Annotated in this window: 1 protein-coding gene; it reads left to right on the top strand. The window is 60.0% G+C overall.

The features are described 5' to 3' along the window. Positions 1-93: 93 nt before the first annotated feature. On the top strand, positions 94-1,134 hold the full coding sequence (locus NDI72_RS21855; protein ID WP_283801791.1) for an IS110 family RNA-guided transposase: 1,041 nt from the start codon (positions 94-96) through the stop codon (positions 1,132-1,134). Positions 1,135-1,411 lie beyond the last annotated feature (277 nt).

Below are 1,411 nucleotides of genomic sequence, written 5' to 3'. Positions count from 1 at the left end.
CTCCGCCGTTGATGTGGTGGAACGGCCCGCTACCGCAGCATCAAAGTGCTAGAACGTGGTCGTTGTTTCAACGTCACAAGTAGGAGCCGTTCCGTGAAGAAGATTACCACCATTGGGCTGGATTTGGCCAAGCACGTTTTTCAGATCCATGGCGCTGACGCCGAGGGGTCTCCAGTCTTCAACCGCAAGCTCCGCCGCGCTGAAGTGCTGCGGTTCTTCGCAAAGCAGCCTTCGTGTCTGGTCGGCCTCGAGGCCTGTGGCAGTTCGCACTACTGGGCTCGCCAGATCGCAGCACTTGGACATGACGTTCGCGTGATCCCGCCGGTCTATGTCAAGCCCTTCGTGAAGCGCGGTAAGACTGACGCCGCTGATGCCGAGGCGATCAGCGAGGCCGTGACGCGCAAAACCATGCGCTTCGTCCCCATCAAATCGGCGGAGCAACAGGCGGCAGCGATGGTGTTAAAAACGCGCAGCCTTCTGGTCCGCCAACAAACCCAGGCGATTAATGCGCTACGCGCTCATCTGTCGGAATTGGGTGTCATCACCGCCATCGGCACAACGAAGGTTTCCGGCCTAATCGACATCGTGCGTGATGCGACCGATGCTCGCCTGCCGAAGACTGCGCGCTTCGCTCTGTCCACCCTCGCCGATCAGATCGAGGCGTTGTTCGCGCAGGTCGTGAAGCTCGAACGGGAGATTGTCGCCGAAGCGAAGCGCGATGAGGATATGCGACGTCTGGCCACTATACCAGGCGTCGGCCCGATCACGGCGGCGTCAATCAAGGCGCTTGTTCCAGATCCCGGCGGGTTCAAATCCGCTCGCCACTTCGCAGCCTGGCTGGGATTAACGCCGAGATCCCATTCGAGCGGTGGCAAAGAGAGGTTGGGAGGAATATCAAAGATGGGCAATCCCGAGCTCCGCTCCTTGCTCGTCCTCGGCGCGAGCTCTGTCCTGCGACGCGTCCGAGGCAACGATAAAGCGCCGAAATGGCTGAGCGCGCTTCTGACCCGACGGCCCTACAAGGTCGTGGCCGTCGCGCTCGCAAACAAGACGGCCCGGGTCATATGGGCACTTCTGACCAAGGGCGGGATATATCGAGGCATGGCACCGGTAGATAGCGTCGCGAATGCTTGAACCGGAAGTCGGCCAAAATGAACTGCCGGCGCGGTAGCCGGCAGAGGTGAGGTGCAAAAGCAGACGATGATTCCATGGGACGAAATCCCGAGGCGAGAGAGGCCGCTTGTGTCAACGCGCTCAAAGCGCGTGCCGTTGATTAGCCGCTCGCATCGCGGATCTCATCGAGGCCAGCGGTTAATCGCCGCGCTGAAAGGCCGAACATATGACCGCACCGTTCCCGTGTGATCAACTGTCTGAAAAAGCCCTTGCCAAGCGGGTCGTTCCACATATGACA

The organism is Nitratireductor sp. GZWM139, from assembly GCF_030068685.1.
GTDB lineage: Bacteria > Pseudomonadota > Alphaproteobacteria > Rhizobiales > Rhizobiaceae > Nitratireductor > Nitratireductor aquimarinus.
Note: the sequence above shows the minus strand (reverse complement) of the source record. Positions and strands in the feature narration are given on the sequence as shown.